The organism is Microbacterium sp. SSM24, assembly GCF_025989145.1.
GTDB lineage: Bacteria > Actinomycetota > Actinomycetes > Actinomycetales > Microbacteriaceae > Microbacterium.
Window position 1 is genome coordinate 417412 of sequence record NZ_JAPDNQ010000001.1, and the last position, 26599, is coordinate 444010.

30 protein-coding genes are annotated in these 26599 nt (G+C 70.5%); 14 read left to right on the forward strand and 16 right to left on the reverse strand.

What is annotated here, in order from left to right:
- Positions 1-101: 101 nt before the first annotated feature.
- The gene (locus OL358_RS01990) at positions 102-1133 is read left to right on the forward strand and encodes an LLM class flavin-dependent oxidoreductase (protein ID WP_264708264.1); all 1032 of its coding nucleotides are present in this window, start codon (positions 102-104) and stop codon (positions 1131-1133) included.
- A gap of 19 nt (positions 1134-1152) precedes the next feature.
- On the opposite strand, the gene OL358_RS01995 is transcribed toward OL358_RS01990, so the two are convergent.
- From OL358_RS01995 to OL358_RS02010, 4 genes are read right to left on the reverse strand one after another with little or no spacing between them, the layout of a single operon-like run.
- On the reverse strand, positions 1153-1515 hold the full coding sequence (locus tag OL358_RS01995) for a bleomycin resistance protein (RefSeq protein WP_264708265.1): 363 nt from the start codon (positions 1513-1515) through the stop codon (positions 1153-1155).
- A 10-nt stretch (positions 1516-1525) separates the two neighbouring features.
- The gene (locus tag OL358_RS02000; RefSeq protein WP_264708266.1) at positions 1526-2611 is read right to left on the reverse strand and encodes a DNA glycosylase AlkZ-like family protein; all 1086 of its coding nucleotides are present in this window, start codon (positions 2609-2611) and stop codon (positions 1526-1528) included.
- Positions 2608-3354: a nucleotidyltransferase domain-containing protein gene (locus OL358_RS02005; protein WP_264708267.1), complete on the reverse strand. Its 747-nt coding sequence runs from the start codon at positions 3352-3354 to the stop codon at positions 2608-2610. The genes OL358_RS02000 and OL358_RS02005 overlap by 4 nt, the downstream gene beginning before the upstream one ends.
- 4 nt (positions 3355-3358) lie before the next feature.
- Positions 3359-4114, reverse strand: a complete 756-nt coding sequence (locus OL358_RS02010; RefSeq protein WP_264708268.1) for an NUDIX hydrolase — start codon at positions 4112-4114, stop codon at positions 3359-3361.
- A 71-nt stretch (positions 4115-4185) separates the two neighbouring features.
- On the opposite strand from OL358_RS02010, the gene OL358_RS02015 reads away from it, so the two are divergent.
- Positions 4186-4764 carry a DUF2510 domain-containing protein gene (locus tag OL358_RS02015; RefSeq protein WP_264708269.1) on the forward strand — a complete coding sequence of 193 codons (579 nt, stop codon included), beginning with the start codon at positions 4186-4188 and terminating at the stop codon, positions 4762-4764.
- A 190-nt stretch (positions 4765-4954) separates the two neighbouring features.
- On the forward strand, positions 4955-5923 hold the full coding sequence (locus tag OL358_RS02020) for a lytic transglycosylase domain-containing protein (protein ID WP_264708270.1): 969 nt from the start codon (positions 4955-4957) through the stop codon (positions 5921-5923).
- A gap of 182 nt (positions 5924-6105) precedes the next feature.
- On the opposite strand, the gene OL358_RS02025 is transcribed toward OL358_RS02020, so the two are convergent.
- Entirely contained in the window at positions 6106-6660 is a 555-nt protein-coding gene (locus tag OL358_RS02025; protein WP_264708271.1) for an NYN domain-containing protein, read from the reverse strand.
- Positions 6661-7089: 429 nt separating this feature from the next.
- Here OL358_RS02025 and msrB point away from each other — a divergent pair, with 429 nt between their 5' ends.
- On the forward strand, positions 7090-7581 hold the full coding sequence (msrB, locus tag OL358_RS02030) for a peptide-methionine (R)-S-oxide reductase MsrB (RefSeq protein ID WP_264708272.1): 492 nt from the start codon (positions 7090-7092) through the stop codon (positions 7579-7581).
- Positions 7578-8132: a peptide-methionine (S)-S-oxide reductase MsrA gene (gene msrA / locus OL358_RS02035; protein ID WP_264708273.1), complete on the forward strand. Its 555-nt coding sequence runs from the start codon at positions 7578-7580 to the stop codon at positions 8130-8132. Before msrB ends, msrA begins: the two co-directional genes overlap by 4 nt.
- Before the next feature lie 37 nt (positions 8133-8169).
- Here the strand turns inward: msrA and OL358_RS02040 are convergent, their stop codons facing one another.
- The 4 genes from OL358_RS02040 to OL358_RS02055 form a co-directional block, all read right to left on the reverse strand.
- Positions 8170-9129 (reverse strand): NAD(P)-dependent alcohol dehydrogenase, encoded by a 960-nt coding sequence (locus OL358_RS02040; RefSeq protein WP_264708274.1) that lies wholly within the window; start codon positions 9127-9129, stop codon positions 8170-8172.
- Between the two features lie 162 nt (positions 9130-9291).
- Complete coding sequence (locus tag OL358_RS02045) at positions 9292-10965, reverse strand: ABC1 kinase family protein (RefSeq protein ID WP_264708275.1); 1674 nt, start codon at positions 10963-10965, stop codon at positions 9292-9294.
- 53 nt (positions 10966-11018) lie between these two features.
- Positions 11019-11600: a PadR family transcriptional regulator gene (locus tag OL358_RS02050; RefSeq protein ID WP_264708276.1), complete on the reverse strand. Its 582-nt coding sequence runs from the start codon at positions 11598-11600 to the stop codon at positions 11019-11021.
- A gap of 90 nt (positions 11601-11690) precedes the next feature.
- The gene (locus tag OL358_RS02055) at positions 11691-12329 is read right to left on the reverse strand and encodes a GyrI-like domain-containing protein (protein ID WP_264708277.1); all 639 of its coding nucleotides are present in this window, start codon (positions 12327-12329) and stop codon (positions 11691-11693) included.
- 548 nt (positions 12330-12877) lie between these two features.
- Here OL358_RS02055 and OL358_RS02060 point away from each other — a divergent pair.
- The 5 genes from OL358_RS02060 to OL358_RS02080 all read left to right on the forward strand — a co-directional run bounded on the left by OL358_RS02060 (position 12878) and on the right by OL358_RS02080 (position 15912).
- Positions 12878-13081 (forward strand): cold-shock protein, encoded by a 204-nt coding sequence (locus OL358_RS02060; RefSeq protein WP_056118089.1) that lies wholly within the window; start codon positions 12878-12880, stop codon positions 13079-13081.
- A 106-nt stretch (positions 13082-13187) separates the two neighbouring features.
- Positions 13188-13643: an SRPBCC family protein gene (locus tag OL358_RS02065; protein ID WP_264708278.1), complete on the forward strand. Its 456-nt coding sequence runs from the start codon at positions 13188-13190 to the stop codon at positions 13641-13643.
- A 105-nt stretch (positions 13644-13748) separates the two neighbouring features.
- On the forward strand, positions 13749-14822 hold the full coding sequence (locus OL358_RS02070) for a DNA polymerase IV (protein ID WP_264708279.1): 1074 nt from the start codon (positions 13749-13751) through the stop codon (positions 14820-14822).
- Positions 14823-14934: 112 nt separating this feature from the next.
- Positions 14935-15459 carry a hypothetical protein gene (locus OL358_RS02075; RefSeq protein WP_264708280.1) on the forward strand — a complete coding sequence of 175 codons (525 nt, stop codon included), beginning with the start codon at positions 14935-14937 and terminating at the stop codon, positions 15457-15459.
- A 48-nt stretch (positions 15460-15507) separates the two neighbouring features.
- The gene (locus tag OL358_RS02080) at positions 15508-15912 is read left to right on the forward strand and encodes a gamma-glutamylcyclotransferase (protein ID WP_264708281.1); all 405 of its coding nucleotides are present in this window, start codon (positions 15508-15510) and stop codon (positions 15910-15912) included.
- A gap of 21 nt (positions 15913-15933) precedes the next feature.
- Here OL358_RS02080 and OL358_RS02085 read toward each other — a convergent pair whose 3' ends face one another.
- Positions 15934-17493, reverse strand: coding sequence for a molybdopterin-dependent oxidoreductase (locus tag OL358_RS02085; RefSeq protein ID WP_264710213.1), 1560 nt, complete (start codon positions 17491-17493; stop codon positions 15934-15936).
- Positions 17494-17652: 159 nt separating this feature from the next.
- Entirely contained in the window at positions 17653-18171 is a 519-nt protein-coding gene (locus tag OL358_RS02090) for a PadR family transcriptional regulator (protein WP_264708282.1), read from the reverse strand.
- Positions 18172-18234: 63 nt separating this feature from the next.
- Between OL358_RS02090 and OL358_RS02095 the strand changes: the two genes are divergently transcribed.
- A complete protein-coding gene (locus OL358_RS02095; RefSeq protein WP_264708283.1) occupies positions 18235-19323 on the forward strand; it encodes a serine hydrolase domain-containing protein in 1089 nt (362 codons plus the stop codon).
- A 156-nt stretch (positions 19324-19479) separates the two neighbouring features.
- Here the strand turns inward: OL358_RS02095 and OL358_RS02100 are convergent, their stop codons facing one another.
- A complete protein-coding gene (locus OL358_RS02100; RefSeq protein WP_264708284.1) occupies positions 19480-19881 on the reverse strand; it encodes a DUF3054 domain-containing protein in 402 nt (133 codons plus the stop codon).
- Entirely contained in the window at positions 19878-20624 is a 747-nt protein-coding gene (locus OL358_RS02105; RefSeq protein WP_264708285.1) for a sulfurtransferase, read from the reverse strand. Before OL358_RS02105 ends, OL358_RS02100 begins: the two co-directional genes overlap by 4 nt.
- 110 nt (positions 20625-20734) lie before the next feature.
- Here OL358_RS02105 and OL358_RS02110 point away from each other — a divergent pair, with 110 nt between their 5' ends.
- The gene (locus OL358_RS02110; RefSeq protein ID WP_264708286.1) at positions 20735-21325 is read left to right on the forward strand and encodes a Dps family protein; all 591 of its coding nucleotides are present in this window, start codon (positions 20735-20737) and stop codon (positions 21323-21325) included.
- A 184-nt stretch (positions 21326-21509) separates the two neighbouring features.
- On the opposite strand, the gene OL358_RS02115 is transcribed toward OL358_RS02110, so the two are convergent.
- Complete coding sequence (locus OL358_RS02115; RefSeq protein ID WP_264708288.1) at positions 21510-21872, reverse strand: hypothetical protein; 363 nt, start codon at positions 21870-21872, stop codon at positions 21510-21512.
- A 306-nt stretch (positions 21873-22178) separates the two neighbouring features.
- Here OL358_RS02115 and OL358_RS02120 point away from each other — a divergent pair, with 306 nt between their 5' ends.
- A complete protein-coding gene (locus OL358_RS02120; protein ID WP_264708289.1) occupies positions 22179-22817 on the forward strand; it encodes a helix-turn-helix transcriptional regulator in 639 nt (212 codons plus the stop codon).
- Here OL358_RS02120 and fdhD read toward each other — a convergent pair.
- Positions 22775-23785 carry a formate dehydrogenase accessory sulfurtransferase FdhD gene (gene fdhD, locus OL358_RS02125; RefSeq protein WP_264708290.1) on the reverse strand — a complete coding sequence of 337 codons (1011 nt, stop codon included), beginning with the start codon at positions 23783-23785 and terminating at the stop codon, positions 22775-22777. The two genes, OL358_RS02120 and fdhD, sit on opposite strands and share 43 nt — an antisense overlap.
- Positions 23786-23789: 4 nt before the next feature.
- On the reverse strand, positions 23790-24842 hold the full coding sequence (moaA, locus tag OL358_RS02130; protein WP_264710214.1) for a GTP 3',8-cyclase MoaA: 1053 nt from the start codon (positions 24840-24842) through the stop codon (positions 23790-23792).
- 311 nt (positions 24843-25153) lie between these two features.
- Here moaA and OL358_RS02135 point away from each other — a divergent pair, with 311 nt between their 5' ends.
- Entirely contained in the window at positions 25154-26599 is a 1446-nt protein-coding gene (locus OL358_RS02135; protein ID WP_264708291.1) for a cytochrome ubiquinol oxidase subunit I, read from the forward strand.

The following is a 26599-nucleotide window of genomic DNA, read 5'->3' on the forward strand; positions in this document are numbered from 1 at the left end:
GTCGCCGACACCGCACCGGCACGAGCACGGCACCGGCGCACGGGCGCAGCATCCGCTCCATTCACCGGAATGGATGCCGCGGGCGTACCGTTGGAGTCGACATGCAGCGATTCGGAACCCTTTCGTTCGGACACTACGGCCCCCTGGGCGGGGGCCGTCAGCTGACGGCGGGCGACTCGATGCTGCAGGCGATCGATCTCGCCCAGGGCATGGATGAGCTGGGCGTCGACGGCGCGTACTTCCGCGTGCACCACTTCGCCCGCCAGCAGTCGTCGCCGATGCCGCTCCTCGCCGCGATCGCCGCGAAGACCGAGCGCATCGAGGTGGGCACGGGTGTGATCGACATGCGCTACGAGAACCCCCTGTACCTGGCCGAGGAAGCGGCATCCGTCGATCTCATCTCGGGCGGACGACTCGCGCTCGGCGTGAGCCGCGGTTCACCCGAGACGGTCGTGCGCGGATACGAGACCTTCGGGTACACCGGATCCAGCGACCCGCGCGGCGCGGACATCGCCCGCGAGCACTTCGACCTGTTCCTGCGGGCGATCGACGGCGAGGGGCTGGCCGAGCGGGACGGCTCCTCCGCTTTCGGCGCCGGAGCCTCGGGCATGCAGCGCGTCGAGCCGCACTCCCCCGGGCTGCGCTCACGCGTGTGGTGGGGAGCCGGCAACCGAGACTCTGCGGAGTGGGCGGGCCGTGTCGGGGTGAACCTCATGTCGTCGACGCTTCTGACGTCGGCGGACGGCCGCCCGTTCGACCTCCTCCAGGCCGAGCAGATCGACGCCTTCCGGGCGTCCTGGCGCGAGGCCGGGCACGCAGGAGAACCGCGGGTGTCCGTCAGCCGCTCGATCTTCCCCCTCATGACCGCCGAGGACCACATGTACTTCGGCGGGCGCCAGGACGGCGACCAGATCGGCGTCATCGACGGCATGCGGTCGACCTTCGGCAAGACGTACGCGGCCGAGCCCGACGTGCTCGTGGAGCAGCTGAAGGCGGATGCCGCGATCGCCGCTGCCGACACCCTCATGCTCACGATCCCCAGCCAGCTGGGCGTCGAGTTCAACCTGCGCGTCGTCGAGGCGTTCGCCACGCACGTCGCGCCGGCGCTCGGATGGGTCGGCACGCGCGGCTGACGCGTCGAGCCCGGCGGCGTCAGCCGGCGTCGTCGATGAGGTGCAGCTGGGTCCCGTCGGGGTCGATCAGGAAACCCGCGCGATGGCCCCACTCCTGCAGCGCGACCGGGACCAGACGCGGGATGCCGATCGTCTTCTCGGGAACGCCGCTCTCACGCACCTGCGCGTAGAGGGCATCGAGGTCGCCGACGCGGATGCTGGCCATGAACCAGCTCTCGTACGGATCGTGCTCGGGCGCGAGGAAGAACTCGAGCACCACGGTGCCTCGGGCGAGGATGAGCCAGCCGCCGTCGCGGTAGGTCTCGTCGAAGCCGAAGCCGCCGTAGAACGCGATCGTCGCGTCGAAGTCGCGCGACGGGAGGTTCGGCACCGAACGGTCCATGACGCTGAATCTACGGCAGTCCGATCACCGGCAGGCCGAGCCATTCGCCGAGTTCCGAGATCTCGGCGCGCACGATGTCCTGCTCCTCCGGTTCGAACGGCAGGAACTCGTGCACCGCGGTGATCCGCAGCGCCTCACGTTCCTTGTCGACCTCGGCATCCAGCATCCCCACGAAGCGGTCCCCCATGAGGATCGGGTGCGCGAAGTAGCCGTAGACGCGCTGCGGCTTGGGCTTGAACTGCTCGAGCACGTAGTCGAACGCGAAGATCTCGCTCAGGCGCGGGCGATCGAAGAGCATCGGGTCGTAGGGATTGAGGAACGCGACCCGCCCGTCGTCCTCGGCTTCGAGCGCGGCGAGCGCCTCGGGATCGACGCGGAACCTCCACGTGCTGCCCTCGACGGTGGCGGCCTCGCCCGCCTCGCCGATCTGCGACCACGGCGACTTCAGCTTCGCGATGCCGACGGCCTGGAGCCGGCGCTCGGCGAGCGCGTGCGCCGCCTCGTCGGGGTCGAGCTCGGGCAGGTTCTTCGGGTACACGCGCTCGGCGAGGTCCCACCGGCGGTGACGCCCCTCGCGACCCACGATCGCGACGAGTCCCTGGCGGCTGAGGAAGTCGAGCATGTGCGGCACCTGGTTCTTGCCGTACCACCCGTCGGGCGCCCGGTCGACCTTCGCCGTGTCGGGGATGTCGCTCGCGAGCAGTGGCCCGTCGTTCCTGAGCCGGGCGAGGACGTCCTTCTTGAAGGACGCATTCGCGTCCAGCCACTGACGGCTGCTCTCGCGCCGCGGCCAGTCCCGCATCGCGGGCTGCATGAGGGGCAGCAGGCTCATCGGACGGAACGCGCCCTCGAACTCGAACAGAAGGCGGTCGATCTCCACCGCCTTCTGCAGCTGGCCCGGCTCGTACGACCACCCGATGCGCGACCACAGGATCGTGTGCTCGCACGGTGCGATCGTCGCGGTCGGGTCGATCTTCACGTACCCGAGCTGCTCGGCGACCTCGACGACATCGCCCGGCCGCTCGGCGTCGAGCAGCTGCGCGCGCAGCGCGATGCGGCGTGCCTCGTCGCGGGTCAGATGGTGCACCACGGTCACTCCGTCAGTGCCGACAGCGCCGGGGAGAGGGCGTCGGCGAGCGCCGTGTCGTGGGCGCGCACCTCGTCGTGGAAGAGCGCGAGCAGCGCCCGCTTCGACCGCTCCAGCTCATCGGGGCGGAGTGAGTCTGCGCGTGCCTGCTCGAGGAGGCGGAGGGATGCCGCGTCCAGCCGGTCGACATCGCGACCGTGCCACGGATTCACCCCGGCGCGAAGACACTGGAGGGCGACGATCTCGTCGCGCAGGTCATCGAGCATCATCGCGGCCTGCCACACCTTGCCGCGAGCGAGGGCGGACCGCGCGTGGAGCGCATACAGCCAGCCCATCCCGATCATCCGGCGCACCTCGGGATCGGGCGCGCGGGTCGGGGCCGCGGCCGTGCCGAACTGCAGTGCGAAGCCCTCCTCGGTCGCGCGGAACAGATCGTGCGGCCAGAACGAGACGTCGATCTGCAGCGACGTCGGCAGAAGGAACACGCGGTATCGCACATCACCTGCAGCGAACACGTCGAGGGTGTCGGCGATGCCGTGCCGGTCGCGGAGCGCGGCCGTCCACCGCTCGACGACGGTCGGCTCATGCGCGCCGCGGTCGAGCTGGAGCACGAGATCGATGTCGGACCAGCGATCCTCCGCACCGCGGGCCGCCGACCCGACCAGCGCCGCCCCCGTGATGTCAGCGTCGGCGCGCGCGGCGTCGAGGAGCTCGTCGCGGATCCGCGCGCGGTCGCCGGGGTCGAACATCATGCACTCATGATGCCGCGCGACCCGAGCTCGCCTCGGAATCGTCGAAGCCGGCGCGTTCGAGGGGCAGTTCTCGCGATGGGTCCCACGGCTCGGTCCAGCCCAGCCGATCGAACAGGCCGTCGAGCACCATTCCCGTGAAACCCCACACGAGATGGTCGCCGTCGTGCGACGGGACGAGGAAGCCCGGACCCCGCCACACCTGGCCGTCGCGGCGGATGACCGTCGAACCGCGATTCGCCGGGTCGAGCAGGTCTGCCACCGGCGCCCGGAACACATCGGCCGACTCGGCTTCGTCGACCACGCGGACGGGAGACGGATGCCGCCACCACGCCAGCACCGGAGTGACGAGGTGCTGCGAGTAGACGAGGGGGATGTCTTCGAGGGTGCCGAGCACTTCGACACCGGCGGGATCGAGGTCGGTCTCCTCCCGCGCCTCGCGCAGCGCGGCGCCGACCGCGCCGTCATCACCGGGGTCGACGCGCCCGCCCGGGAAGGCGACCTGACCGGCATGCGAGCGGAGGGTGGACGCGCGCGAGAGGAGGAGCACGTCCAGATCGCGCGACACCGCGCGCGCCTGCGCGCCGTGATCGCTCGGCAGGGCGTCGAGCACACCGAACAGCATGAGCACGGCGGCCGGCCGCGCGTCGTCGGACATCGGCAGGCCGGCGAACCCGGGCAGAGCCTGCGGGCTGCGGGACGCGGCATCCGCCACCGCCGCCAGCTGCGCCCGCGCGGACTGCGGTGATGAGTCGGCGAGCATTGGTTCAGGCTACGCCGGATCACCGACGCGCGGCCCGTGCGATCCGTTCGGGCGGGAACTACGCTCATCGCATGAGCACGCAGGCAGCTCCGGGCTGGTACGACGACGGCACCGGGCGGCAGCGCTGGTGGGATGGCGCGCGCTGGACCGACGAGTTCATCGATCTGCGCGAGACGCACACCGAGCTGCACACCGGTGCCGCCCCCGTGGGGACGGGAGTCGCCGCCGCGGGGTGGTACGACGATCACCGCGGACGGCAGCGCTGGTGGGACGGCACCCGATGGACGAGCGCCGTCCGCTACAGCGGGCAGGAGCAGGACTTCGCGGGGGTCGTGCTCGACGGACGCTGGGTGCATTTCGGCGACCTGAGCCTGCCGGTGGGCGGGGTCGCAGCATCCGTCGACTCCGGCGACAGCCTCCTTCGCACGCCGGCGTTCACGCGCACCGCGGTAGAGCGGCGGCTGTTCGGCGCGGGCGGGCCGATCACCTCCCGCACCATGAATCGCGCGCTCGACCGGGCGCGGTCGTACCTGGTCGTGACGGGGCAGACGCAGGTGTGGGTCGCGGCCGTTCCGACGGGCCAGGATGCCGAGGCGCGCCGGTTCGCGGCGTGGATCGAAGCGAGCTCGTCGCACTACCGATACGGGTGAAACGCGCCCCGGGGTCGCCCGGCGCAGCCCCGTGATCAGGACTTTCTGAGCTCGCCGCTCCCATGTAACGCTCAGGTAACGCACCGGAAGCGTCCAGAACAGGTGGGCAGACTCGGGGGCTTGTGCCCGCCGCGCGGGTGCGCGCGCCACCCGATCGGCGCCTTCTCACGATACGAAACCGGTTCATTTCATGCGCTCCAGCTCCCCCATCGCCCTCGATCGTCGCGCTCGCACCGCCCGCCGCCGCACCCGCCGCCGCAGCACCGTCCTCACCGCGGGACTGGCTTTCGGCGTGATCGCCGCCGTCGCCGTCAGCACGGTCCCGCCCGTCTCGACGGCCGAGGAATCCGCTCGTACCGGCGGCTTCGCGCTCGCATCGTTCACGCTGCCCGCCGAGCCCACCGCGATCGTCGCCGCCGGCGGCACGGACGAGATCTCGACGGAGGCGACGCAGGCGATGGACGATGCGGATGCCGCGATCGACGCCGCTGCGCAGGTGACCGCCGACGTCAAGGCCTCCGGCCTGAAGCTCGGCGACGTCGAGACCACGGTCGACACCGCGGAACTCGGCTCCGCCGCCGAGCGGCTGGCCGGTGGGCTCGACCTCCCCGCTCCCCTGGTTCCCGACCTCATCGATGACGTGACCGCGCTCGTCGCGTCGGTCGAGGCCAGCACGGCCGAGGTGCGCGGCAGCCTCAACGCCGCGAAGGCACTCAAGGCGAAGCAGGAGGCTGCGGCGAAGGCGAAGCGCGAGGCCGCGGCCCGCGCGGCCGCTGCGGCCGCCGAGGCGGCTGCCTCCCAGTCCTCGGGTGGCGGCTCGGCTCCCTCCCCCGTCGCCGTCGGTGGCGGTGCGAGCCCCGCGGAGGCCCAGTCGATCGCGAAGGGCATGCTCAGCGGCTACGGCTGGGGCGGCGACCAGTTCTCGTGCCTCGTCTCGCTGTGGAACAAGGAGTCGGGCTGGAACTACCGCGCCTACAACTCCTCCAGCGGCGCCTACGGCATCCCGCAGGCGCTCCCCGGCAGCAAGATGGGCAGCGCAGGTGCCGACTGGCAGACCAGCGCCGCCACGCAGATCCGATGGGGCTTCGGCTACATCGCGGGTCGCTACGGGACCCCGTGCGGCGCCTGGTCGCACTCGCAGTCCGTCGGCTGGTACTGAACCGCGTGTGATGCGGCCCGTCTCCCTCGGGAGGCGGGCCGCTTCCACAGGTCCGTCTCCCTCGGGAGGCCGGCCCGCTTCCACAGGTCAACCAGAGTTATTCAGGATGCGTGAGGCGCTCCGCGTCCTGTAGAACCGCGGTTGACCTGTGGAAAAGAGAAGGGCGGATGCCGCGGCGCCGGTCAGCGCAGGAAGGCTGCGGGGTCGAACTCGTCGATCGGGATGACGCGCACGCGCGGCAGCGGGGCGTCGAAGGCCTCGGCGTCGTACTCGATGTCGAAGAGCTCGATCCCGGGAATCGCCGCGAACTCGGCGCTGCGGAACTCGTGGAAGCCGAGGACGCCCACTCGCCGGCCGTTGCCGGTCAGGCGGGCGATGTCCTCCACGAAGTCGCGGTCGTGACTGACGAGCGCGACGTCGTCGTCGCGATCGGCGAGCGCACGCAGCGTGCGCTGGATCGCGATGTCGACGACCTTCTCATCGGCCGCGCCAGACAGCGGCACCGGCTGGTAGCCGAGCGCGAGCAGCGCCTGCACGAACGACATCGGAAGGTGCGAGCTCGCGTTGAGGAAGAACAGGCCCTGCGACGGCTGGTTCCACCGCTCGGCGACGAAGGTCAGCAGGCGATCCCATCGCGGCCGCTCCTCGGGCTGCGGCCGTCGCCCGAGAATCGATCCGCCGAGGGTCGCGTCGATGTTCTCGCCGTCGACCAGCACCCAGCTCCTGCGCTCTGCCACGTCTGCCCCTCGCTGCGCGACCGCACGCGCGGTCGGCGTTCCCGAACGTACCAGCCGCGCACCCGCGCGAACGAGGAGCGGATGCTGCTCCTCAGCCCCCGCCGGGCATCATCTCCATCGCCGGCGCGGCTGCGACGCCGAACCGGCGTCACAGAGATGGCCCCGGGCGGGTGCCCACCCGCCGGGGCCATCGCGCGTCTGCAGGAGTTGACCGGACCCGAAACCGGACCTCGACCGCACCGCGCATCACTGCCCTGCCAGGCTATGACGCCCTGCGCCCGCACCGCGGCCCCTTGACATCGCACGGCGACCCGGTATACGCCTTCCCGGATTCAGAGCCCGCTCCCAGGTTCGCGGGACCAAAAGGGACGCGGCATCCGTTCTCTCTCTATGACGCCGCAGCCAGCGACGCCATAGAGGAGGAACTCCGTGAATCCGAACGACTACCGCAAGACCCCCGAGGCGCTCGGCCGCCTCACCGACGCGCAGTATCGCGTCACGCAGGACGACGGCACCGAGCCGCCGTTCCGCAATCCGTACTGGAACAACCACGAGGCGGGCATCTACGTCGACGTCGTCTCGGGGCAGCCGTTGTTCTCATCGCTCGACAAGTACGACAGCGGCACCGGCTGGCCGAGCTTCACACGACCCATCGACGCCGAGGCCGTCACGACGAAGACCGACCGCACGCTCTGGATGTCGCGCACCGAGGTGCGCTCGTCGGGAGCGGACAGCCACCTCGGCCATGTGTTCACCGACGGCCCCCGGGATGCCGGAGGCCTGAGATACTGCATGAACTCGGCAGCACTGCGCTTCGTCCCCGCCTCATCCCTCGAGGCGGAGGGCTACGGCGACTACCGAACCCTTTTCGACATGCTCGACGACCGAGCTGAGAACCAGAACCAGGAGCACGCATCATGACCAGCGGTCCCTTCGACACCGGCCAGATCACCCGCACCCCCGGCACCGAGACGGCGGTCCTCGCCGGCGGCTGCTTCTGGGGCATGGAGGATCTCATCCGCCGCCAGCCCGGCATCCTCGGAACACGGGTGGGCTACACCGGCGGTGAGAACGCCCACGCGACGTACCGCAAGCACCCGGGGCACGCCGAGGCGGTGGAGATCGTCTTCGACCCCGCGCAGACGAGCTATCGCGACGTCCTGGCGTTCTTCTTCCAGATCCACGACCCGTCGACCAAGGACCGTCAGGGCAACGACATCGGCTCGAGCTACCGCTCGGCGATCTTCCCGCTCTCGCCCGAGCAGGAGCAGATCGCGCGGGACACCATCGCCGACGTCGACGCGTCGGGCCTCTGGCCGGGCAAGGCCGTCACCACGATCGAGGCGGAGGGCCCGTTCTGGGAGGCCGAGCCCGAGCACCAGGACTACCTGATCCGCATCCCGAACGGGTACACCTGCCACTTCCCGCGCGCCGGCTGGGTGCTCCCCAAGCGCGCCGACGCCACGGCGTAGAGCCAGCGGATGCCGCGTCCCAGCCTGGGACGCGGCATCAGTCCTCGCGGACGGCGACGACGACCTTGCCGCGCGCGCGTCCCTCGCCGTGCCACGCGAGCGCCGCCGGAACCTCTTCGAGGGGGAACACGCGGTCGATGCGCACCGGCGCCCCGCCGCTTTCGCACAGCGCGGCGACCGGCGCGAAGCCGCGCGGGCCCTGGCGCACCAGCAGCACGCCGAGATGCGCGCCGGTGAGCAGTCCCAGCAGCGGACCGACCGTCACCATGCGCAGCAGTGCGCGCGCCGTGCCGCCCACGATCACGCACCGGCCGCCCCGGGCGAGTGCGCGCCGATAGGCGAACACCGACCTGTGCGCGACGAGATCCACGATGAGGTCGTACGGCCCGGTGCGGGTGAAATCGGTGACGCGGTAGTCGATCACGTGCTCGGCTCCGAGCTCGCGCAGGAAGTCGAGCTTGCCCGCATTGTCGACCGCGGTCACGTGCACGCCCTTGGCCGCGGCCAGCGGGATCGCGAAGGCGCCCGCGCCTCCGCCGGCGCCGTTGAGCAGCATCCGCGAGCCCGGCTCGGCGAGAGCCACGGCCTGCGCCGCGATCGCGCCGGACTGAGGAATGGCGGATGCCTCGGCGAACGTGAGCGCCGCGGGCTTGTGCACGATCGCGGAACCGGGGACCGCGACGTACTCGGCGAACCCGCCGTAGCGCGGAAGATTGTCGCCGTACACCTCGTCGCCGACGGCGAAGCCGGTCGTGCCCTCGCCGACGGCGACCACACGACCGGCGATGTCGGTGCCGAGGATCGGGTGAGCCGGCCGCCGCAGCCCGCCGAATCGGGCATAGGCGGGCGAGCCGCGCAGCCCCTCCCAGTCGGAGAGGTTGATCGACACCGCGACCACCTCGACGAGCACCTCACCGGCTTTCGGAGAAGGCTTCGGCACGTCGCGCACCTCGAGCACCTCGGGTCCGCCGTACCGCTCGTACACCACCGCACGCACACCCACACCCTAGGGACTGCGGTCCACCGGCGGCGCATAACTCCTGCAGAAATCACCCGCTTCGTGCACGGCTCCCCGCCATCCAGCGGCTCGCCACACTCTCTCCCGCAGAAGTGCAGGAGTTATGCGCCCGGCGAGAATCGCACCGCCGATCCGTGCTCGCTAGCGGCGGCCGGCCCCGGCGAACACGGCATGCAGCAGCGGGATCACCGACACGGCCATGAGCACGGTGCCGAAGACGGCCTCGTCGGCGCGCAGCACCGCACCGCCGATGAAAAGGCCGGCGAACAGCACGGCCGACACGGCGCGGCGCACGATGCGCTCGAGGGACCGTATCCGCTGCTCGACCCGCGGCGACTCGACGGAGAGCCGACCCTCCTCGGCGCGCGTCACGACGTCGTCGATCCGTCGCGGCAGCCGTGCGGCGATGCCGGCGATCGACACCGCCTCCTTCGCGAACGCCTGCGCGACGTTGCCGCGCTCCTCGCGGATCAGCTGACCGGCGTACGGCTCGACGGCGTCCCACATGTTGAAGTCCGGCTCGAGCGAGGAGCACATGCCCGACGTGAGCGAGACCGCCCGCACGATGAGCAGGAAGTTCTCGGGCAGCTGGAACGGCAGCGATCGGATCACGTCGCCGAATTCGCGCGCGAACGCTTGGAACTCGCGCGGATCCACTTCCTGCAGCTCGGCGAATCCCATGCCGCCGAAGCGCGCGAACAGGGCGGTCATCGCCCGCTCGAGTTCGGCAGTGTCGGCCGATGGCAGCAGCACGCCGACATCGCGGATGCTGTCGACCAGCTGCTTTCCGTTGCGCGAGGCGACGGCGATCACGACCTGCTGGAGATCGCGGCGCAGCCGGTCGGGCACCTCGCCCATCATGCCGAAGTCGATGAACGTCAGTCGCCACGGCCGCTCACCGCCCGGCGTGGGCGTGACGAAGATGTTCCCCGGGTGCGGGTCGGCGTGGAAGTAGCCGTCGCGGAACAGCTGATCGAACATCACCGTCGCGAACTCGCTCGCAACGTCGGCCGGCTCGATGCCGGCGGCGCGCAGTCCTTCGACGTCGTTGATCTTGATCGCCGTGACGTCGGCGAGAGTGAGCACGCGTCTGGTCGTGCGCTCCCACGCGATCTCCGGGGCATCGACCCGCGGGTCGCCCACGAAGTTCTCGGCGAAGCGCACCGCGTTGCGCGCCTCGTGGAGATAGTCGATCTCCTCCTCGCTGGTGTGCGCGAACTCCTCGATCAGCACCGGCAGGTCGACGTGATCGCGCACGACCCGCACGCTGCTGAGCCATTGCGCGACCCGTCGCAGCGCCGCGAGGTCCACCTCGACGATCCGCTCGATCCCGGGGCGCTGCACCTTGACGACGACATCGGCGAACCCGGTGTCGGCAGCGTCCGCCGGCACGAGCCTCGCGCGGTGCGCCTGACCGAGGGATGCCGCGGCCACCGGAACGGGGTCCACCCACTCGTACGCGACCTCGAGCGCGACACCGAGCTCGGCCTCGGCGAGCGTCCGGATCGCGTCGAACTCGACGGCCGGCACCTCGTCCTGCAGGCCTTCGAGCTCCTTCGTGATCTCAGGCGGCAGCACGTCGAGGCGTGACGACATGAACTGTCCGACCTTGATCATGAGCCCGCCGAGCGACACGGCGAGCGCATGGAACCGGCGGGCCAGCTTCGTCAGGCGCGCGGCGCGCCCGCGCGCGGCGAAGCGAGCGAGCCCGATACGCGGCAGGAACAGCTCGTACCACCACGCCTGGACCATGTATCGCGCGGCGAAGCGCAGGATCCGGCGGTAGCGGGCGCGCGAACTGCCGTCGTCGGCCATCGAGACTCCCTGATTCGGGACAGCAGCGGGCCGACGTTCCGGCGGCATCCGGCTCAGTCCTGGGCGAGGATCGAGTAGAGCTTACGCCGCGCCTCGTCGAGCACCTCGACAGCCTGCTGAACCTGCTCGGGCGACCCGCTCGTCGCGACCTGCGCCGCCGCCTGGGCCAGCTTCGCGCCGGCCTTCGGGAGCACGGTCGAGCGCGCGGCATCCTTGCGCCCGGCGGACTCCCAGGGAGCCGACCGGTCCTCGCTCGCAGCGGCTTCGGCGCGGCCGGCTTCGGTGAGCGAGTAGGTCTTCTTCCCTCCCGCCTCCTCGGCCGTGATGAGGCCCTCGTCGGCGAGCAGCTGGAGGGTCGGGTAGACCGAGCCCGGGCTGGGCTTCCACGTGCCGCCGCTGCGCTCCTCGATCTCGTAGATGATCTGGTAGCCGTGCATCGGGCGGTCGGCGAGCACGGCGAGGATGGCGGCGCGCACGTCTCCGCGGCCCATGCGCGGGCTCATGACCTTCTGCTCGAACATGTCGCGCAACTGATCCATGGCCTCGAACAGTCCGCCGCCGCCCGGGCGTGCGGGGCCGTGACCCTGCCCGCGGTCACGCGGACCGAACCAATCTCCTGTGAACGAATCGCTCATGACGACCTCCCTGAGATGAACTCACCGATATACCGGCGATACTCAACGATATATCGTTAAGTCGGATCCGGCCAGCGTCCGCCAGCCGAGTCAGTCCGCGTCCTCGACCGGCTGGCGAAGGATCGTGCGCAACCGCTCGGGCGCGGTGCGACGGGGATCGGCGAGATAGATCTCGTGATGGCGACCCCGCATCCGCAGCCCCTCCTCCGGGATGAATCGGCGGTGCATCTCGTCCAGCACCGGAGCCTCTTCGTCATACGAGCCGACGTGCAGCGTCTGCACGCATCGCCCTTCTGCGAGCTCCTCGAATCGGAGACGGCCGACGGCCTCGGAAGCCCCCTTCGATGCGACGACCGAGCGCGCGGCCTCGACGTGCGCGTCCTCGGTCCAGTCCGGAACGAGGATCATCATCGTCCAGCTCCACCGCGACTTGTCGCGAGCTGTGGTGAACGAGTCCATGTCGTCGGACCACCACAGCCCCTCGAGCGGCATGACGACGTAGTCGCGCCCGAGCTCGAGCTTGCTCTGGAACTTCAGCTTGTAAGCCACCGCGTACAGCGCCGAGACGGCGTCCGTGTACGCCGCGGCGGAGTTCGGGTCGCCGCACCCGTCGACCATGAGATAGCGCAGCGGCGGCAGGTCGATCACGCCGAAGCTGCCGCGCGGCGCCGAGTACGATGCGAGTTCTCTCTTGAGGTCGGTCTTGCCCCGCCTGGTCCCGGAATCCACACGCGTCACGGTACCGGGCCGCGAAGATCGACGGGCATCAGGCAGATCCCCAGGCGAACGCGCTACAGTGGAGGTAGCCCGCTCGGGCTTCCTCGGTCGTTCGCCTCCGCCTCATCGTGGAGTGACAGGGTGAGCGACCTCCCTCCGCCACCACGGCGGTCCTCTTCTCATCCTCGCGTGCGGTCGTCCGACCGACATCCGCGCCCCATCCTTAGGCAGTTCTGACTTCCGTCGTCTCACCCCTGTTCCCGTCTCGCGGTGCCGTTCACTGGCGCTCCGCCGACGACGGCATCTTCGTCGCGACCATCGCCGGCGAGTACGCCGGTTTCATCGGCGTCACATCCCGCGGCCACGAGGCTCACGGCCCGCGCGGCGAAGATCTCGGAGTGCATGCCGTCCGGCACGACGCGATGGCCGCGGTCGAGGCATCCGAGCCCGGGCTCCCACACTCCTCAGCGGGTCACGCCCGCCGAACACGTCCGCTCCGCATTCGTCGGCGCGGCACCCCGGTCGCTTCTCGCGGCCCGAAAAGAAGAAGGAAAGACACGATGGCCACTGGCACCGTGAAATGGTTCAACTCCGAGAAGGGCTTCGGCTTCATCGCACCCGACGACGGCGGCGCCGACCTGTTCGCGCACTTCAGCGCGATCACGGGCGACGGATACAAGGAGCTCCGCGAAGACCAGAAGGTCGAGTTCGAGGCGGAGCGCGGCCCCAAGGGCATGCAGGCCGCCAACATCCGGCCGCTCTGACCCTCGCCGATCGGCGGCCGCACAGCGAGCCGCCGATCGCTACCCTCACACCCGCGCGCGGGTCAAGGGGGTGGGCGGCGCGCACTGCGCCGCCGAAGCTGGTGTCATGACTCAGATCATCGAGACCATCGACGTGGACGTGCCCGTCACCACGGCCTACAACCAGTGGACGCAGTTCGAGAGCTTCCCGAACTTCCTCGACGAGGTGGAGTCGATCACCCAGCTCGACGACACGCACACCCACTGGACCGTGAAGGTCGGCCCGTTCGAGCGCGAGTTCGACGCCGAGATCACGGAGCAGCACCCCGACGAGCGCGTCGCGTGGCGCAGCACCGGAGGCGAGACCGCCCACGCCGGAGTCGTCACCTTCCACAAACTGGACGACACGACCTCCCGCGTCACCGTGCAGATCGACTGGGAGCCGAGCGGAGCGATCGAGAAGCTCGGCTCGCTCGTCGGTGCCGGGAAGCACGCCGTGAAGAAGGACCTCGAGAACTTCAAGGTGTTCATCGAGAAGGCGCATCGCGAGACGGGCGCCTGGCGCGGCGACGTCGCGCGCTGACCCGGAACGGACGGATGCCGCGGCCCGCCATCGTGCGGACGCCGCGGCATCGTCGTTCCCGGCGAGCGCTCGACGGTGTCTGCGGCACCGGCCACACTGGACGACATGTCCGAGTCCTCGTGGGTGCTGCACGTCGACCTCGACCAGTTCATCGCCGCCGTCGAGGTGCTGCGGCGACCCGAGCTCGCCGGCAAGCCCGTGATCGTCGGCGGCCGGGGCGATCCCACCGAGCGCGCGGTCGTGTCGACGGCCTCGTACGAGGCTCGGGCGTTCGGCGTCGGTTCGGGCATGCCGCTGCGCATCGCGGCGCGCAAGGTTCCGGACGCCGTGATCCTGCCCGTCGACGCCCCCGCCTACACGGCGGCCTCGGAAGAGGTGATGGCGACGTTGCGCGCCCACCCCGGTGCGATCGTGCAGGTGCTCGGATGGGACGAGGCGTTCGTCGGCGTTCGCACCGCCGACCCCGAAGCGACGGCACACGAGATCCAGCGCGCGGTGCTCGATCGCACCCGGCTGCACTGCAGCGTGGGCGTCGGCGACACGCTGATCCGCGCCAAGAACGCGACGGACTTCGGCAAGCCGCGCGGTGTCTTCCGCCTCACGGCCGAGAACTGGCTCGACGTCATGGGCGACAAGCCGACGATCGAGCTGTGGGGCGTGGGAAGCAAGATCTCGAAGCGGCTGGCCGCGCTCGGCATCCGCACCGTCACCGAGCTCGCGTGCGCCGACGAGGCTCCGCTCGCGGCGGAGTTCGGACCGAAGATGGGTCCCTGGTACCGCCAGCTGGGTCGCGGCGACGGGTCGGCGGTCGTCGACGACACCCCGTGGGTGGCGCGCGGGCACGGGCGTGAGACGACGTTCCAGAAGAACATCGTCGAGCGGGCCGAGATCGAGGCGGCGGCGCGCGAGCTGCTCACACAGGTGCTGGCGGATGTCGCGGCCGAGGGGCGTCCGGTCGTCGGCGTCGGACTCAAGGTGCGCTACGCCCCGTTCCTCACCAAGACGTTCGTGCACAAGATCGCGACCACGTTCGACCGTGACACGGTGATCGCCGAGACGCTGAAGCTCGTCGAGCGGATCGAGCCGGATCGTCCGCTGAGACTGCTCGGCGTGCGCGCCGAGATGGAGATGCCCGACGACGCCCGCGAGGGCCACACGCCCACTCGCGGAGGTTGGTGAGCCCAGGGTCTGGAGGAATGCCGCCTCCATCCGCTACTCTTCGTGCAGGACGGTTGGGGAACCGTCCGAGGCGATCGGGGACTTCGCCTCTATTCACTCAACTGGGGATGAGATGAGCGAAGACACTCGTGTGGGCGCGCCCGCACCAGGATGGCTGTACGACGCCGAGACCGGCCGGACGCGGTGGTGGGACGGCGTGCACTGGACCGACCTCGCCAAGCCGCTCGATCCGGTCGTGCGCACCGGCCCGGCGTATCGACCGGCCTCCGCCGCCGCAGGGTCCTGGTCGACGGCTCCGAGCGCGAAGAACGGGCCGGCCACGACCGCGCTCGTGCTCGTGCTGGTCTCCGTCGTGGGCGCCGTAGCATCGGTGTGGCTGGCGCCGGGTCTCGCACCTGCGACGGCCGCGGTGCTGGGCTTCGCGCAGGTCGGCGTGCTCGTCGCGACGTTCGTGCTGTCGCTGATCGGGCTCGTGATCGCGGTCCGGCGCCCGACCCGCAAGCGCGAGGCCGTGTTCGGCCTGGTTCTCTCCGGTCTCGTCCTCGGAGTCCTCGCGTTCCGTCTCGTCACCGGAGGCGCCATCGACACCGGCGCTTTCGCGGGCGAGATCGCGGCATGGGTGACCAGCCTGACCTGAGAACCGGGAGCGGGCGCGGCATCCGCGGCCCCCGCTAGCGTGGGGTTCGTGACGTTCCCCGCCGCGACCGTGCCGCTGTTCGTGTACGGCAGCCTGCGCCCGGGAATGGCACTGTGGGACGCGATCGCCGACCACGTCGCGGAGGTGCGCGCCGCGAGCGTCGCGGGCCGTCTTCACTGGCATGAAGGGGGCGAGTGGCCCCTGCTCCTCCTGGGCGGCACCGAGCGGGTGCGCGGAGACCTGCTCGCGCTGCGACCGGGCGACGCGGCCAATCGGGTGATCGTCGACGAGGAGCTCCGCTACGGCTACGACGCACGGTGGCTGCCCGTCACGACCGATGACGGCGAGCAGCTCGAGGCGCTGGTGCTGGTGTGGCCGCGCGAGACGGAGCTCGGCCCGCAGATCGCCGACGGCGACTTCGCCGTGGCCGTCGTCACTCCGAGAGAGGAATGACGACCGGCGTATGCCGCGCGCTCACGTCACGCGTACCAGCGTCCGCTGCCACCCGGTCGAGCCGTCCGGCGCGATGGGCGCCCGCTCTTCGATCTGCAGGTCGCCGTCGCGGTTCACGGCGCGGACGGTGACGTTGTAGTTTCCCGGCGTCGCCTCCCACTCCAGCATCCACTGCACCCACGTGTCGTCGTTGACCGGCGCCGACAGCGTGGCCGTCTGCCACTCGCCGCCGTCGATCCTGACCTCGACGCGCTCGATGCCGACGGTCTGCGCCCACGCGACGCCGGCGAGCGGCACGCGGCCCGCCGGCACCGCTTGTCCGGTGCGCGGGGTGTCCAGGCGTGAGGAGAACTTGATCGGCGCCTCCGCGCTGTACCCGCGGGGCGTCCAGTACGCTTCGTCGGCCGCGAAGGTCGTGAGCTGGAGGCGCGTGAGCCACTTCGTCGCGGAGACGTAGCCGTACAGTCCGGGCACCACCATGCGCACGGGGAAGCCGTGCTCGAGCGGCAGCGGCTCGCCGTTCATCGCGACGGCGAGGATCGCATCGCGACCGGGGTCGGTGAGAGCGTCGAGAGGCGTGCTCGCGGTGAAGCCGTCGATGCTGTGCGAGAGAACCATGTCGGAGTCGCCCTGCGGCCCGGCGAGGGCCAGGATGTCGCGCACGGGGACGCCGAGCCACTTGGCCGTGCCGAGCAGCTCTCCCCCGACCTCATTGGACACGCACGTGAGGGTGATCGAGTACTCGTCCAGTCCCATCCCCACGAGGTCGTCGAACGTGAGCTCGATCTTCCTGTCCACGAGGCCGTCGACGGTCAGCCGCCAGGTGGCGGGATCGACGGATGGCACGGTCAGCGCGGTGTCGACGCGGTAGAAGTCGGCGTTGGGCGTATAGAGCGGGGAGATCCCCGGCACGTCGAACTCGGCATCGGCGGGAACCTCGACGCGCGTGCGCGGCTCCGGCAGCCGCAGCGCGCGGCGCACTGCGGCGATCGACGTCGTCGCGACGTTCGCGACGCGTGCGCCGACGCCGGCGATCAGAGCGGATGCTCCGGCGATCGTCAGCACCTGGAGGAACACCCTCCGGTCCAGGCGCCCCGACCCGGACTCGTCGAGCGCGGCATCCGCGTGCTGCCACCCGCGCAGCCTCGCGACCGTCACCCACAGGACGACCGCGCCGGCGACCGTGCCGAGCACCGGTGGCACCCACGCGAACGGCGTGGCACCGGCTCGCGTGACGATCGCCGCGACGGAGAGGGCGCCGGCGATGCCGAGCGCGACGATTCCGAGCGGCGGCCGCCACAGCTGAAGCAGGCCGGCGATCGCGGACGCGATGATCACCGCGAGGCCGAGACCGCCCAGCAGCACGGGCTTGTCGTTCTCGCCGAACGTGGCGATCGCGAACTCCTTCAGCGGCTGCGGCACGATGTCGATGACGAAGGAGCCGACCGCGAGGATCGGACTGCTCTGGCGCGCCACGAGGAGGGCGACGACTTCGGCCACGGCGAGGAAGACCCCCGCGCTCACGACTCCGGCGAGCGCGGCCCACGCCGCGAATCGTACCTTCCGCGCCCGCTCCGACATGCCGCACCCCATTCCCGCTGTCGCCTGGTCTTCGGCGCGAGAACCCTGCCGGATTGCGCGTGTCTTCACACGAGGACTTCTCCGCGACTCGCCAAGACACGCCGAGAGCTGCACAGCGGCTCCGGCGTGTCCTGGCGAGTGGATGTCAGCCCGGGTGTCTCAGTCGAGTTCGTCGAGCCAGGTCAGCGCGAGCTCGTGCGAGCGCAGTCCGTAGTCGAGTGTCGCCCGCTGGTACCGGAAGATCTCGGCGAACTCGTCGGGGATCTGCGCCGCGTCGAGCTCCTCCGCGACAGCCCGCAGCTCGGCGAGCGCCGCGGCGGCACTGGCACGCAGGACGCCGAGCGCGGCATCCCGCTCCCGGCCATGCGGCAGCAGCCCGAGCAGGAACACCTTCGCCAGCATCGAGGTCTCGGCGTGGGCACCGGTGAGGGGCTCGGCCATCCATTCCCGCCAGGCATCGATGCCGGCAGGCGTGGGCGCGTGGAGGTTGCGGCGGCGGCCGGAGGACGAGGCATCCGTCACGGTCACCCACCCCTGGGCGACGAGCTGCCGCAGCGCACGCTGCAGGCTGCCGAAACTCGCGCTGTAGAAGAGCGATGGGCCCGCGGCGAACTGCTTGTGGAGGTCGTAGAGCGACATCGGCGCGATCATCAGCAGCCCCAGGATCACGAACTGCATGTGGCACCTTCCTCGCGATTCTGCCAATGTATCCCTTAGATATATCTCAGGGGGATATCACCGATGGCACGACACTCCGACCTCGCCGCAGATCTCGCGAAGATCGCCGACGGCTTCGCGCGCACGCGGCAGGCGCTCCCCGCCCCGCAGGTGCTCGTGCGGGCGCCCGGCGTCGAGTACGCGTCCGGCGATCGCGGTCGGCGCTTCCACGCCGCGAGCGTCGGCAAGATGCTCACCGCCACCCTCGCCTTCCAGCTCGCCGAGAGCGGAGACCTCGACCTCGATGCACCCCTCGCCGGCCTGCTCCCCGAATCCGAGATCGACGGGCTGTTCGTGCGCCGGGGAACGGATGCCGCGCCCGCCGTCACCCCACGGCACCTGCTCACTCACACGAGCGGCGCCGCCGACTACTTCGAAGGACCGAACGACACCGGAGAGTCCTTCGTCGAGCGGATCACTCGGCGGCCGGGCGAGCGCTACCTGCCGGCGGACCTGCTCGCGTTCTCGCGAGAGCACCAGCGACCGGTCGGTGCGCCCGGCGAGCGATTCGCGTACTCCGACACCGGGTACGTGCTCCTGGCCCGCGTGATCGAAGAGGCCGGCGGCGCATCGCTGGGTGCTCAGCTGCACGACCGCATCCTCGGGCCCGCAGGGATGGACGCCTCGTGCCTCCTCTTCCACACGATGCCCGGCGGCGCGGCATCCGTCGCACCGCCCGGCGCGGCGCTCGACCTCGCCCCGATCCTCGTCGGCCGTGTGGACCTCGGCCGTGCCGAGAGCCTCAGCTGCGACTGGGGAGGCGGCGGCGTCGTGACGACCGTCGACGACCTCCAGCGGTTCGCCGCGGCGTGGCACGGCGGCGCGCTCCTCGGCGGCGCGTCGCGCGCGAGCATGTCGACCATCGAGCACCGGTTCCGCGCCGGCATCCACTACGGCGCGGGCCTCATGCAGCTGCGGTACGGCGGCTTCTTCCCCCTTCTCGCCGCGATGCCGCGGACGATCGGACATCTCGGTGTCACCGGCGTGCACCTGTTCTCCGACCCTGCGCGCGACGTCACGATCGTGCTCAACCTCCACTCGACGGCCGAGATGACCCGGAGCTTCCAGCTGCACATCCGGCTGCTGCAGCGCGTGCTGCGCGCACTGCGCTGACGGCCCGTTCCTCGTCCGATGTATTTCAGCGGACGTCGCACGCTCCTCGGGTTCGATGCCGGTCGGGCGCGGGGTCGGGGGGCAGCCGACGCGGACCGCATCATGCCGCGGCATCCGTCCGGTTCTGTGGACGGATGCCGCGGTCTCTCGCTCGCGCTACGAGGCGATGCGGCGGGCGCGGCGCACGCGACGTACGGCGGCGGCGAGGACGCGCCAGCCGACGAGGAGCACGAGCAGAGTGAGGGCGGCCACGACGAGGAAGGGGATGGCGGTGCCCTGACCGGATGCCGCACGCAGCAGCATCCCGCCGACGAGGGTGATCGCCCAGACGCCGACGCCCGTGCGGACCGGAGCGAGCGGCGCACGCCATGCGAGCGTCGCGAGCCACCCGGCGGCGAGCGCCGCGAGGAAAGGCCAGGCCGTGGTCGCCAGCCCGAGGAGCCCGTCCTCGCCGTGGCTCGCGCGGCCGATCGCGGCGAACACGACCACCAGTGCCGCGTCGAGCCCGAAGGCCAGCGCGATCGTGCGCGAGCGCGGCTTCCCCGGAGTCGGGGTCACGACGCCACGGCAGCGTCGTGCGGCGCGAGATCGGGGGTGAGCGCTTCCCGCTCGTCGAAGACGAAGCAAGCGCCGTTCCAGTGCGCGCCGCCCACGTGCTCGAACCAGCCGAGGATGCCGCCCTCCAGCTGGAGCGCGTCGACGCCGGTCTCGCGCAGGTGGATCGCGGCCTTCTCGCAGCGGATGCCGCCCGTACAGAAGCTCACCACCGTCTTGTCGCGGAGGTCGTCGCGGTGCGCGGCCGCCGCGTCGGGGAATTGAGTGAAGCGCTCGATTCGCCAGTCGACGGCGCCCGCGAACGTGCCGTAGTCGACTTCGAACGCGTTGCGCGTGTCGAGCAGCACCACCTCGCGGCCGGTGTCGTCGTGGCCCTGTTCGAGCCAGCGATGCAGGTCGGCCGGAGCGACGGCGGGGGCACGGCCGGCCTCGGGCCGGATGGTCGGGCGATCCATCCTGATGATCTCGCGCTTGAGCTTCACGAGGAGCTTGCCGAACGGCTGCTCGGCCGACCAGCTCTCCCTCGCCCTGAGGGCTGCGAAGCGCGGGTCGGCTCGCAGCTGCTCGAGGAACGACCGGACGGATGCCGCGTCCCCCGCGAGGAACAGGTTGATGCCCTCCTCCGCGAGGATGACGGTGCCCTTGAGCCCGAGCTGCACGGCGCGCTCCCGCACGACGGGGCGCAGCTGCTCGCGGTCGTCGATCCGCGTGAACAGGTACGCGGAGACGTTCAGGACCGATGCCACGCGTCCAGCCTACGTTCCACGACCAAGGGGGGTAGCACTCGATCGCGCACCTCGCAATCCCCCGGCGCGAAGGCAGGGACGGGCTTACCGTCGAAGCGTTCGACGAGAGGATGAACACCGTGGCAACGACCACCGCCAAGAAGACCCCCACGAAGGCGAGCGCGACAACGACGGGGAACCGTCGTCGGCCCGCCCGCGGAGGCTCAGGAGCAGAGCTCACGAAGGAGCAGAACGCCGAGCAGGGGTTCAGCGCCTCGGAATCGCTCAGCGAGAACCTGCAGAAGGTGCTCGTCGACCTGATCGAGCTCTCGTTGCAGGGCAAGCAGGCGCATTGGAACGTCGTCGGTCGCAACTTCCGCGACACCCACCTGCAGCTCGATGAGATCATCGAGGCGGCCCGCGACTTCGGCGACACCGTCGCCGAGCGCATGCGCTCGCTGCACGCACTGCCCGATGGCCGCAGCGACCTGGTCGCGCAGACCACGACGCTGCCCGAGTTCCCTCAGGGCGAGATCGCGACGACGGAGGTCGTCGATCTCATCACCGAACGCCTGGACGCCGTCGCGACCACGTGCCGCGACGTGCACGACGACGTGGATGAAGAAGACCCCACCAGTGCTGACATCCTGCACGCGATCCTCGAACGCGTCGAGCAGCTCTCGTGGATGGTGAGCGCAGAGAACCGTACCCCCAGACGGTGATTCAGGCGCCCCAGACGCTGCCCACCTCTTCCCGTGGAATGGTGGGCAGCGCCGATTCCGGGGCCGTCGTGGACTTCCTCCCCGCTCCGACAGGTCAACCGCGGGTGCGCAGGACGCACGGTGCCTCACGCGACCTGCAGAAGCCCGGTTGACCTGTGGGAAGCGGGTGCGTTGGGCACGCGGGTCAGAAGACGTACAGCTGGCCCATGATCAGGATCGCGATGAAGAACACGCCGAGGATGGCGGCGATGATGCCGAGCGTCTTGCCCGACAGCTTCGCCACGCCCCAGCCGACGAGGAACGGCAGCGCGAAGAGAAGGATCGCAACGATCCACCAGAACACCACGTAGCCGGTGGTCGAGGCCTCTTCGAGGCGCCCGCCGAAGAGCTGCTGAGTGCTCGGGTGGGTCGCGAAGCGCACCGCCGCCGAGATGGGGACGGCGACGAACGCGAAGATGATGATGCCGATGAGCGCGCCCCACAGCCCGGGGCTGCCGTTGCCGCTGAGGACGCCGCCGTGGGGTTCCTGGTCGTGACGAGTTGCCATGTCGACGACCCTATCCGTGGGGCACCGGACCTTCGCGTCCCCCGATCAGTATGAGAACGCCTCCGGACGCCTCGCCCAGCGCGGCAGCCGGCATCCGCTCCGCCCGAGGCGCCCCTGCGACCCGACCCCCGATGAGCGAGGCAGCCCGCGGCATCCGCTCCGCAGGAGCTTCTCGCTCCCGCAGGAGGATCGAGCCTGCGGAGTCCTGTGCAGCAGAGATCTCCTGCGCAAGCGTCCGGATCGCCGCCGCGGCCCGCGCGCTCGCGTCGTCGGGGGCCGAGGAGGCCCCCTCGCCATAATGGAGGCATGGCGGCCGGCTACAGCGCGATCTCGAGCTACTCGCGCGTCGAGATCATGCACCTCGTGCAGCAGGAGCCGCGGCGTCCGATCGCCGAACTCGTCGAAGCGACCGGACTGCACCCGAACACGGTGCGCGAGCACCTCCAGCGTCTGATCGATGCCGGGTACGTGGTGGCCGAGACCGAGCACCGCACCACCCGCGGTCGGCCGCGCGTGCTCTACACGGCGGCCACCGGCGGGGAGCAGGCATCCAGCCCCATCGCCGCCCAGCGCGTGCAGGATGCCGCGCGCCGGGGAGACCTGCTGCGTCGCGTCTATCCCGTCGGCGAGGCCGAGAAGCTCGGCCCCGACGCCCTGCACCAGCTCGACGCGCTCGTCGAGGACCTCGGCGAAGCCGGCTTCGATCCGCTCATCGACGAGGCCGCGCTCACCGTCGACCTCACGCCGTGCCCGCACGCGTCGACCGCCGACCACCGCGGCACCCTGTGCCGTGTGCACGTCGGACTCATGGAGGGGGTGCTGGCGCAGGCGGGAGGCCCGCTGCGGGTCGACGACATCGCGCCGTCCTGCGATCCGGCGCAGTGCGTCGTGCAGCTCTCGGTTCAGCCCGCGGCGTCACGCCTCACGCGCTCCGCGACCGAATAGACGTTCATCGACTCGCCGCGCACGAAGCCGGCGAGGGTGAGCCCGGATGCCGCGGCCAGTTCGACGGCGAGCGACGACGGTGCCGACACGGCGGAGAGGATCGGGATGCCGGCCATCACGGCCTTCTGCACGAGCTCGAAGCTCGCCCGGCCCGACACTTGCAGCACGGTGCCCCGCAGGGGCAGCCGGTCGGCCAGCACAGCCCAGCCGACGACCTTGTCGACGGCGTTGTGCCGCCCGACGTCCTCGCGCACGACGAGCAACTCCCCCGTCGCCGCGTCGAAGAGGCCCGCCGCGTGCAGGCCCCCGGTCTTGCCGAAGACGGCCTGCTCCTCCCGCAGCCGGTCGGGCAGGCCCAGGAGCCACGCGGCGTCGACGGGCGCGGCATCCGTCCCCACGTCGTACGACGAGACCGTCTCGACGGCCTCGATCGAGGCCTTGCCGCACAGCCCGCACGAACTGGTCGTGTAGAAACGGCGCGCGAGGTCGGGATCGGGCGGCGCCACGCCCGGGGCGAGCGCGACGTCGAGCACGTTGTAGGTGTTCTCGGCGCTGCCCGCGCCGCCGATCGGCGCGCCACCGATCGGGCCGGTGGAGATCGAGGCCGCACCCATCGGGCCGGTGCCGATCGAGACGACGCCCGCACCGGTGGCGACCGCACCGCCGCCCACGCCACGGCCGATCGAGGCGCTGCCCGCACCGCCGCCCGCGCCGGTGCCCGGCCCGCCGCAGTGGATCGCCGAGCGGAACTGTCCGCCGTGCGAGATGACGCCCTCCGACACGAGGAAGCCGGCCGCGAGTTCGACGTCGTGCCCGGGTGTGCGCATCGTGATCGCCAGGGGAGCGCCGCCGACCCGGATCTCGAGGGGCTCCTCGACGACGAGCGTGTCGCTGCGGCGACGGCTGCTCACCGTCTCGCCGTCGCGGGTGATCCGCACGACCGGACGGTGCACGGTGAGCCGGCCCACGGCGTCAGCCGCCGATCGCGTTCATACCGCGCGCGGGCTGCAGGAACGCGGGGTCGTTGATCGCGTGTCCCGGGAGCTTGCCGTGGATGCAGGATCGCAGCATCCGATCGACCCCCTCGTCGCGCGCACCGTCGGCCGATCCCCGAAGGATCGGCAGCAGGTCGTACTCGGTCGTCGAGAAGAGACAGTTGCGCAGCTGTCCGTCGGCCGTGAGGCGGAGCCGGTCGCAGTCCCCGCAGAACGGCGCGGTGACTGACGCGATCACGCCGACGGTGTGCGGGCCGCCGTCGAGGAACCAGCGTGCGGCGGGCGCTCCGGCCCGACCGGGCACGGGCGTCAGGTTCCAGCGCTCGGACAGCGCCGCGAGGATCTCATCCTGCGTCACCATGGTCGCGCGGTCCCACGTGTGGCCGGCGTCGAGGGGCATCTGCTCGATGAAGCGCATCTGCGCGCCGTGCGCGACCGCGAACTCCACCAGCTCGACGAGCTCGTCGTCGTTGACGTCGCGCATGGCCACCGCGTTGAGCTTGAGCGGTCGCAGGCCGGATGCCGCCGCCGCGGCGATTCCGTCGAGCACGTCGTCGAGCCGATCACGCCGGGTGAGGTCGCGGAACCGATCGCGGCGCAGGGTGTCGATCGAGATGTTCAGGCGGCGCAGGCCCGCGTCCGCCAGACCGGGAAGGAGCTCGCGCAGCCGGATGCCGTTCGTGGTCATCGCGATGTCGACCGGTCGCCCGTCGGGCGTGCGGAGGGCGGCCAGCCGGCGCACGACGTCGACGATGTCGGTGCGCAGCAGCGGTTCGCCGCCGGTGAGGCGGAAGGTGCTGACGCCGTCTGCCGCGGCGATGCGTGCGACGTCGACGATCTCGTCCACGGTCAGGATGCTCGACTTCGCGAGCCACTCGTTCCCCTGCTCGGGCATGCAGTACGTGCAGCGCAGGGAGCAGCGGTCGGTGAGCGAGATGCGCAGGTCTCGATGCACCCGGCCGTGCGTGTCGACGAGCGGATCGCCGGGGCGCGAGAGACCGGCATCCGCCGGCGCGGCGGGCCGAGGCATCCGCGGCGCGATGGTGACCGGGATCGCGGTCACGCGTCCGTCCTCCGCCGAGCCGAGCCTCTCGCCATGGTTCGAGGGTAATGCGCGGACGAGTGGGCGGGCCGCGGACGTGGGCATTATTCACGGCGCGGAGGGGTGCGCAAGGCGCTGATTGCTGGGAATCTGTGTGTCACCGTCGAGTCGCCAAGACACGCCGTGCGCTCGTCGCACCGTGCGGCGTGTTCTGGCGACTCGAGGGGAATCTCTGTGGTCTGACCACATGCTAGTGTGGTCGGACCACATGATCGGCTCGAGCGATCGGAGAACGCATCGTGGATCTGCTGGACCCCCTGCTGCTGGCCCGCTGGCAGTTCGGCCTCACGACGCTGTACCACTTCCTGTTCGTGCCGCTCACGCTCGGCATGGCGCTGACCGTGTCGATCTTCCAGACGGCCTGGTTCCGCACGGGCAACGTGAAGTGGCTGCACCTCACGCGCTTCTTCGGCAAGATCTTCCTGATCAACTTCGCGATGGGCGTGGTCACGGGCATCGTGCAGGAGTTCCAGTTCGGCATGAACTGGTCGGCCTACTCGCGGTTCGTCGGCGACGTGTTCGGCGCCCCGCTCGCCTTCGAGGGACTGATGGCCTTCTTCTTCGAGGCGACCTTCATCGGCCTGTGGATCTTCGGCTGGGATCGCCTGCCCAAGGCCCTGCACCTCGCGAGCATCTGGATCGCCACGATCGGCGCCTGGTTCTCGGCGTACTTCATCCTCGCCGCCAACGCCTTCATGCAGAACCCGCTCGGCTACAAGATGGCCGAGGACGGCTCGCGCGCCGAGATGACCGACTTCCTCGCCGTGCTCACCAACCCGGTGGCGCTCGCCGCCCTCCCGCACACCCTGTTCGCGGCGTTCATGATGACGGCGGGCGTGATCATCTCGATCTCGGCCTGGCAGCTCGCGCGCGGGCAGAACGTCGCGATGATGCGCTCGTCGCTCAAGTACGGCCTGTGGGGCATGATCGTCGCCTTCGCGGGCGTCGCGCTCTCGGGCGACCAGCTCAGCCTCGTCATGGTGTCGACGCAGCCGATGAAGATGGCGGCGGCCGAGGCGATGTTCGACAGTGCGTGCGGAGCGGATGCCTCGTTCTCGATCTTCACGCTCGGCACCCCCGACGGCTCGAGCGAGCTGTTCTCGATCCGCGTGCCGTACCTCCTCGCGTTCTTGTCGACCCACTCGCTGCAAGGGTGCGTCGAGGGCATCAACGACCTCAACGCGCTCTACACGACCGAGATGTTCCCGCAGTTCGCGGACCAGGTGGACGGCAACTTCGCTCCCGTCCTCTGGGTCACCTACTGGGCGTTCCGCTGGATGATCGGCCTGGGCGGCGTCGCAGCCCTCACGGCCGTCGTCGGCCTCTGGCTCACCCGCAAGAAGGCGAAGCGCGATGTGCCGCAGTGGGCGTGGAAGCTCGCGATCTGGGCGTGGCCGGCATCCATGTTCGCGATCCTCGTCGGCTGGGTCTTCACCGAGATGGGGCGCCAGCCCTGGATCGTGTTCGGTCTCATGCTCACGGAGGACGGTGTCTCGCCGAGCGTCCCCGGCTGGACGGTGCTGATCTCGCTCGTCGCCTTCACCCTCATCTACGCCGCGCTCGCCGTGGTGGAGATCGGGCTGATCATCAAGACGTCGAAGAAGGGACCCGATCCCCTGCCCGGACCCGACGATCCCGACCCGGGAGAGCTCGCGGTCGCCGACACCCCCACGACGGTCTACTAG

Coding starts and splice junctions, on each gene's coding strand:
- OL358_RS02045 (WP_264708275.1), bottom strand. CDS start 10,965: ATGGCCGACGACGGCAGTTCGCGCGCCCGCTACCGCCGGATCCTGCGC.
- OL358_RS02110 (WP_264708286.1), top strand. CDS start 20,735: ATGAACACCGTGGCAACGACCACCGCCAAGAAGACCCCCACGAAGGCG.
- OL358_RS02015 (WP_264708269.1), top strand. CDS start 4,186: ATGAGCACGCAGGCAGCTCCGGGCTGGTACGACGACGGCACCGGGCGG.
- OL358_RS02020 (WP_264708270.1), top strand. CDS start 4,955: ATGCGCTCCAGCTCCCCCATCGCCCTCGATCGTCGCGCTCGCACCGCC.
- OL358_RS02010 (WP_264708268.1), bottom strand. CDS start 4,114: ATGCTCGCCGACTCATCACCGCAGTCCGCGCGGGCGCAGCTGGCGGCG.
- OL358_RS02070 (WP_264708279.1), top strand. CDS start 13,749: ATGTCCGAGTCCTCGTGGGTGCTGCACGTCGACCTCGACCAGTTCATC.
- OL358_RS02120 (WP_264708289.1), top strand. CDS start 22,179: ATGGCGGCCGGCTACAGCGCGATCTCGAGCTACTCGCGCGTCGAGATC.
- OL358_RS02085 (WP_264710213.1), bottom strand. CDS start 17,493: ATGTCGGAGCGGGCGCGGAAGGTACGATTCGCGGCGTGGGCCGCGCTC.
- OL358_RS02095 (WP_264708283.1), top strand. CDS start 18,235: ATGGCACGACACTCCGACCTCGCCGCAGATCTCGCGAAGATCGCCGAC.
- OL358_RS02065 (WP_264708278.1), top strand. CDS start 13,188: ATGACTCAGATCATCGAGACCATCGACGTGGACGTGCCCGTCACCACG.
- moaA (WP_264710214.1), bottom strand. CDS start 24,842: ATGCCTCGGCCCGCCGCGCCGGCGGATGCCGGTCTCTCGCGCCCCGGC.
- OL358_RS02050 (WP_264708276.1), bottom strand. CDS start 11,600: ATGAGCGATTCGTTCACAGGAGATTGGTTCGGTCCGCGTGACCGCGGG.
- OL358_RS02090 (WP_264708282.1), bottom strand. CDS start 18,171: ATGCAGTTCGTGATCCTGGGGCTGCTGATGATCGCGCCGATGTCGCTC.
- OL358_RS02005 (WP_264708267.1), bottom strand. CDS start 3,354: ATGATGTTCGACCCCGGCGACCGCGCGCGGATCCGCGACGAGCTCCTC.
- OL358_RS01995 (WP_264708265.1), bottom strand. CDS start 1,515: ATGGACCGTTCGGTGCCGAACCTCCCGTCGCGCGACTTCGACGCGACG.
- OL358_RS02075 (WP_264708280.1), top strand. CDS start 14,935: ATGAGCGAAGACACTCGTGTGGGCGCGCCCGCACCAGGATGGCTGTAC.
- OL358_RS02115 (WP_264708288.1), bottom strand. CDS start 21,872: ATGGCAACTCGTCACGACCAGGAACCCCACGGCGGCGTCCTCAGCGGC.
- OL358_RS02060 (WP_056118089.1), top strand. CDS start 12,878: ATGGCCACTGGCACCGTGAAATGGTTCAACTCCGAGAAGGGCTTCGGC.
- OL358_RS01990 (WP_264708264.1), top strand. CDS start 102: ATGCAGCGATTCGGAACCCTTTCGTTCGGACACTACGGCCCCCTGGGC.
- msrA (WP_264708273.1), top strand. CDS start 7,578: ATGACCAGCGGTCCCTTCGACACCGGCCAGATCACCCGCACCCCCGGC.